This is a genomic window from Gaoshiqia hydrogeniformans, assembly GCF_049347105.1.
Classification (GTDB): Bacteria; Bacteroidota; Bacteroidia; order Bacteroidales; family Prolixibacteraceae; genus Gaoshiqia; species Gaoshiqia hydrogeniformans.
This window is the reverse complement of the sequence record NZ_CP186334.1, coordinates 5,684,762-5,690,982: the sequence shown is the minus strand read 5'-3', so window position 1 is coordinate 5,690,982 and position 6,221 is coordinate 5,684,762. Positions and strand designations below refer to the sequence as shown.

Below are 6,221 nucleotides of genomic sequence, written 5' to 3'. Positions count from 1 at the left end.
TATTGACAAAAACCCATCAAATTCGATCGACTTCGTTTTCCTAAACTTTTGCAGGTTTATCTTGTTAATCTTGAAGAATAAAAAATATTTAGGAATGGAGAGACGAAATTTTATACAATTGGTTGGAACAGCCGCGGTTGCTACACCTATTCTCGGTTCGGCGCTGGCGGCATGCAGCACCGAAAGCAAAAAGTTTGAAGGGCACAGCTTCGCCGACCTGCCTTACGCTTACAATGCACTGGAACCTTATATTGATGCAGAGACGATGGAATTGCATTACGATAAGCATCACCGGGGCTATTTTAATAATTTTATAAAAGTGATCGAAGGGACGGATCTTCAGGAAACACCCCTGGAACAGATTTTTGCCAAAATAACCGATTATGACGCCGGGATCCGCAACAACGGAGGAGGCTTATACAACCATAAGCTGTTTTGGGAAAATATGACCAATGAGACCAGAGAGATACCGGATGAGTTGGGAAAGGCAATTTCTGACAATTTTGGCTCTATTGATGAATTTAAGGAAGAGTTTGGGAAAGCAGCCAAATCACATTTTGGCAGTGGCTGGACCTGGCTGACCATTGATGAAAGCGGGAAATTGTTTGTCACCACTTCGGCTAATCAGGATAACCCCCTGATGAGTAATGCCGCAAAAAAAGGTAGACCATTGTTAGCCTTGGATGTATGGGAACATGCCTATTATCTGCATTATCAAAATCGTAGGGCCGAATATGTCGATAATTTCTGGAATGTTGTGAACTGGGAAGAGGTGAGCAGGAGATATCAAAATGCATAGCAATTCAAGCCGGTTTTTAGCCGGTTTTTTTGTTACTTTGAATCTCCGAAATTTTACGAAATGATACAAAAAATTACCTTGCTTGGAGCCGGAAATCTGGCGACCCAATTAGGAAAATCACTACAAAAAGCAGGCGTTGAAATTATTCAGGTTTACAGCCGGACAGAAGAATCGGCCGGTAAACTTGCAAATTTGCTTGGCTGCGGATTTACAAACAAGGTGGGCGAAATCGATTTATCGGCCGGTTTAATCCTGGTGGCGCTAAAAGATGATGTTCTTGAAGAAGTCCTTGCCAAACGCGACTGGCAAAATTCATTGATGGTACATACCGCCGGGAGCATACCAATGGATGTATTGGCAAAATATACTGAGCGTTTTGGCGTGTTTTATCCACTGCAAACATTCTCGAAACAACGCGACGTTGATTTTTCGCAAGTACCGGTTTGTTTGGAAGCTAGCTCATCCGTTTTGGTAAACCGGTTAAAACAATTGGCAGGCCAAATATCCGGAGATGTTCATGAAATCAATTCAGAACAACGAAAAATTCTGCATTTGGCCGCCGTGTTCACCTGTAACTTTGTAAATCATTTATATTATTTGGGCGATCGCTTACTGCAACAAGAAGGACTGAATTTTGACTTATTAAAACCTTTGATTAAAGAAACCGCAGACAAAGTCATGAACTTTCGTCCTTTTGACGTGCAAACCGGTCCGGCCAGGCGTTTTGATGAAACAATCATTAACAAGCATCTAAATTTACTCGACAAGCAGCCGGAACTCAGGAAAATCTATAGTTTTGTATCCGAGAGTATTTTCCTGGCCCATAAAAAGAACAGCGATGACATTTTTTAAAGATAAACTAAAACAGATTAAAGCATTTGTTTTCGATATTGATGGCGTATTATCATGCGATACTTCTCCGTTAAATGAAGAAGGAGATCCGGTGCGAACAGCTAACGTAAAAGATGGTTATGCCCTCCGAAATGCGCTGAATATGAATTATCAAATCGGAATTATTACTGGAGGGGCCATTGATCGTGTTCGTTTACGCTACGAAAAGCTTGGCGTACCCCACATCTATATGGGGGTCAGGGATAAGGTGCAACCCTTGTCTGATTTCATGGAAAAAACCGGATTGAAAGCCGACGAAGTGCTTTATATGGGTGACGATCTGATCGACTATCAGATTATGTCGCTGGTGGGTTTTCCCTGTTGTCCGTTGGATGCTGTTCATGAAATAAAAGAAATTTCTTTGTATATTTCAGATAAAAAAGGAGGAGAAGGCTGTGTCAGGGATGTGATTGAACAGGTAATGAGGGCACAGGATACCTGGATCAATGAAAAATCGTATTATTGGAGGTCAATTTGATGGTACTAAAAAATCTGGAAAATTACAGGCTTGTTTTAGCCTCAAAGTCTCCCCGCCGGCAAAATTTGCTGCGTGGTTTGGGACTCGAATTTGAAGTTCGCCCAGCCGATCTGGAAGAATTTTATCCGGAAGAACTTGGAATGACTGCCATTCCGGTTTACCTGGCCCAGTTAAAAGCCGATGCGCTGAAAGACACCTTGCAGGACAATGAACTTTTAATCACCGCTGATACCATTGTTTGGAAGGATGATAAAGTGCTTGGCAAACCCGGATCGAAAGAAGAAGCCATCCAAATCCTGCAGGAATTGTCGGGAAGTCAGCACCAGGTGATCACCGGGATGCACCTGCAATCCACAACCAAAAAAATCTCTTTTCATGCCGTAACCGAAGTTTGGTTTGATGAACTGACCGAAGAAGAAATCGTATGGTATGTTGAAAAGTATAAACCCTACGACAAAGCCGGTGCATATGGCATACAGGAATGGATCGGTTACGTGGGAATTAACAAGATTGAAGGTTCATTTTATAATGTCATGGGCTTGCCCGTTCACAAACTTTACCAATACTTGAAAGAATTTTGATTATTCATGCAAAAAGTACTTTTTAGTTTAGCCTTTACCATTCTTATTTTCCGGTTGTCTGCCAAAGAAGGCATGTGGATCCCGACTTTAATGGAAAAATATAACATCGAAGACATGAGGCAAATGGGATTCAGGTTAAACGCCGATGATATTTACAGCATAAACCGGAACAGCATGAAAGATGCTGTTGTTTTGTTCGGTTCAGGCTGTACCGGCGAACTGGTTTCGGAAGAAGGTTTGCTGCTTACCAACCACCATTGCGGTTATTCGGCTATTCAATCGCACAGTTCGGTCGAACACGATTATTTAACAGACGGGTTTTGGGCCATGTCGAAGGAAGAAGAATTGCCAAATCCGGGGTTAATTGTCCGGTTTCTGGAGCGGATGGATGATGTGACCGACTCCATTCTGTCAGGAACTGAAGGTTTGGAAGGAGATCAACTGGCTGCCAAAATTAAAAGAAATACAAGATCGGCCGAGTCAGTTTTTTCTGAAAAAGGAAAGTTTGAGGCAGTGGTTAAGCCGATCTTTCATGGTAACCAATATTTTGTATACATCTATAAAGTGTACAGGGATGTTCGCCTGGTGGGCGCTCCTCCTTCATCCATCGGAAAATTTGGAGGAGATACCGACAACTGGATGTGGCCCCGTCATACAGGCGATTTTTCAATTTTCAGGATTTATGCCGACCGGAATAATGAGCCTGCTGAATATTCACCGGATAATGTGCCCTATCGTCCGAAATCCTTTTTCCCGATTTCGAAAAAAGGAATCCGGCAAGATGATTTTATCCTGGTTTTCGGTTTTCCGGGAAGCACAGAACAATATCTTCCGTCGCAGGAGGTCGACCTGATCATGCACCAGTCTGATCCGGATAAGGTGAAAATACGGACAGAGAAGCTGGAAATAATGGCTCGACATATGGACGCGAATCCCAAAGTCCGTATCCAGTATGCTTCAAAATACGCGAGGACCAGTAATTCGTGGAAACGGTGGCAGGGTGAAATAAAGGGGCTGAAGCGGATGAATGCACCGGATCTTAAGCGATCGTTTGAACAGCAGTTTAAAAACTGGTATGAACAAAATGATTCTCTTATAAGTATTTATTCCGCAATTTTTCCCCGGTTTGAAAAACTGTATATCGACCTGACGCCGTACAATAAAGCCTATAACTATTATGATGAAATTGTAATCCGGGGGACCGATATTTTTTCACTAGCCGATAACTTTCCCCGGAACGGGAGCGGATGGTCGCAGATAAATGAGGATCTGCTTCGGAAATATAAGGAGGAGCTGAATAACCGGATCCGGGAGTATTTTAAAGATTACGACCAAAAAGTCGACGAAGAAGTATTTGTTCGTTTGATACGTGTACTGTATTCTGATCTGGATCCATCTTTCCTGCCAAACGGTTTTCGCGAACTGATGCGTTTGCACGACGATGCAAAGTTGCTGGATAAGGTTTACCGGAAATCGGTTTTTACCGATGAAAAAAAGTTGCTCGATTTGGTTGAACAACTTGATGAAAAAACGATCGAAAAATTACAGAAAGATCCGGTAATGGCCTTATACAAAGAACTTCGCAGTCATTATGCCCGAAATATTGAATCGGTTTATCAAAGTATCCGCAGTCAAATAGACGTATCGCAGCAAATCTACATGCGGGGAATCATGGAAATGCAAAAGGAACGGGCGCTTTATCCGGATGCCAACCTGACCCTACGTGTGGCTTACGGCAAAGTGGAAGGATATAAACCGGCCGACGGGGTTGTTTACAAGTACTATACTACCTTGAAAGGCATTGTCGAGAAGGACAATCCGCTTATATATGATTACGATGTTCCGCAGCGGCTACGCGATTTGTATGCCGCTAAAGATTACGGCGATTACGCCCGTGAAGGGGAGTTGCCGGTTGCTTTTGCTGCCTCGGTCCACACCACGGGCGGAAACTCCGGAAGTCCGGCAATTAATGCAAACGGCGAGTTGGTTGGAATTAATTTTGACCGTTGCTGGGAAGGAACCATGAGTGATATCATGTACGACCCGGATGTTTGCCGGAATATCATGATTGATATCCGTTATGTCCTTTTTCTGATCGATAAATTTGCCGGCGCCGGCTATTTGCTGGATGAAATGGATTTGAGACACAACTAACCGGTACCTGAATTAATTTTTTTGTTTCCTCATAAAATATTCAATTTCTTCCAGGGGAATTCCCTTTGTTTCCGGCATCATATAACGAACAAATATTAATTGTAAGACCATAAAAAAAGTAAAAAGAGAGAACACGAACCAGGCCGGGAACGAATTAATGATCACTGCCCCTAAGAGCGCGATTGTTGCTGCAAATATATTCAGTAAACCTGCTCCCCATGCTTGTCCGAACGGTCTTACGCTGTTGGGGAAAATTTCAGGGATAAATACCCAAATTACAGCGCCTTGTCCAATTGCATGCGAGGCGATAAAAAGCAGGACAAAAATGACCATATATATGGTTTGAAATGACATGTAAAAGCCAATAGCCACCATCGATAAACTTATGATGTAGCCGATTGTTCCCAGGTACATCAGTTGTTTTCTTCCCTTTCGGTCAATTAAGTAGATTCCGGCGAAGGTGAAAATCAAATTGATTATTCCTAACGAAATTGAACTCAAAAGTGATTCTGAGGTGCCAAGTCCTGCCTTTTCGAATATCTCGGGGGCATAAAACAAAATGAAACTGATCCCGGAGAACTGGTTGAAAAAGGCCATTAGAAATGAAAGCAGTAAGGCGCGGTTATATTTTCCGGAAAACAGGCCGGACCGGTCTGACTGATCAATTAAATCCGTTTTGTTTTTGAGGTTCACAAACCATCGCGGACTTTTCGGGATGCAGAAAAGCAGCGACACAAACAATGAGGCAGGTAGCACTTCAACTCCAATCATCAGCCTCCAGGTGTTTTCGAAAGGAAGACCCTCCAGTAAATAATTGGATAAATAGGCCAGCAGAATCCCAAATACAATATTGAACTGGTAGAGCATGACTAATCGTCCGCGGTTGTGAGCTTCGGAGATTTCAGAGATATAGGTAGGCGCGGCGATTGATGCAAATCCGGCGCCTAATCCGCCGATGAACCTGAAAAATGAGAAAGAATACGGGTTCGATGATGATGCGGCGCCCAGGGCTGAAAAGACAAATAAAAGTCCTACCAAAATCAACGTCTGCTTTCTGCCTAGTTTTTCCGTTGGGTATCCTCCGGTTAGCGCACCGACGACCATACCCCAAAGCGTCATTGAAATAATAAACGTTCCGTGTATCCAATCGGATGTTTGCCACATGTTTTTGACCGGAAGGTTAACTCCCGATATGACTACCGTATCAAAGCCCATCAGGAAGCCTGCAATCGAAACGATCAATACATAGTTGAGAATACGATGATTCATGACACAGCTTTCTTCTGTTTTCGAAAATTTAGTATGGAATTAAAGGGTT

Annotated in this window: 6 protein-coding genes; 5 read left to right on the top strand and 1 reads right to left on the bottom strand. The window is 42.9% G+C overall.

The features are described from left to right. Positions 1-94 precede the first annotated feature (94 nt). From ACOIT5_RS22575 to ACOIT5_RS22555, 5 genes are read left to right on the top strand one after another with little or no spacing between them, the layout of a single operon-like run. The gene (locus ACOIT5_RS22575; RefSeq protein ID WP_423128420.1) at positions 95-799 is read left to right on the top strand and encodes a superoxide dismutase; all 705 of its coding nucleotides are present in this window, start codon (positions 95-97) and stop codon (positions 797-799) included. 60 nt (positions 800-859) lie between these two features. Continuing rightward, on the top strand, positions 860-1,651 hold the full coding sequence (locus tag ACOIT5_RS22570; RefSeq protein WP_423128419.1) for a Rossmann-like and DUF2520 domain-containing protein: 792 nt from the start codon (positions 860-862) through the stop codon (positions 1,649-1,651). Next, the gene (locus ACOIT5_RS22565; protein ID WP_423128418.1) at positions 1,638-2,168 is read left to right on the top strand and encodes a KdsC family phosphatase; all 531 of its coding nucleotides are present in this window, start codon (positions 1,638-1,640) and stop codon (positions 2,166-2,168) included. The genes ACOIT5_RS22570 and ACOIT5_RS22565 overlap by 14 nt, the downstream gene beginning before the upstream one ends. Continuing rightward, positions 2,168-2,749 (top strand): Maf family nucleotide pyrophosphatase, encoded by a 582-nt coding sequence (locus ACOIT5_RS22560; protein ID WP_423128417.1) that lies wholly within the window; start codon positions 2,168-2,170, stop codon positions 2,747-2,749. The genes ACOIT5_RS22565 and ACOIT5_RS22560 overlap by 1 nt, the downstream gene beginning before the upstream one ends. 6 nt (positions 2,750-2,755) lie before the next feature. Continuing rightward, on the top strand, positions 2,756-4,903 hold the full coding sequence (locus tag ACOIT5_RS22555) for a S46 family peptidase (protein WP_423128416.1): 2,148 nt from the start codon (positions 2,756-2,758) through the stop codon (positions 4,901-4,903). A 12-nt stretch (positions 4,904-4,915) separates the two neighbouring features. Here ACOIT5_RS22555 and ACOIT5_RS22550 read toward each other — a convergent pair whose 3' ends face one another. After that, positions 4,916-6,172, bottom strand: a complete 1,257-nt coding sequence (locus ACOIT5_RS22550) for an MFS transporter (RefSeq protein ID WP_423128415.1) — start codon at positions 6,170-6,172, stop codon at positions 4,916-4,918. Between the last annotated feature and the right edge of the window lie 49 nt (positions 6,173-6,221).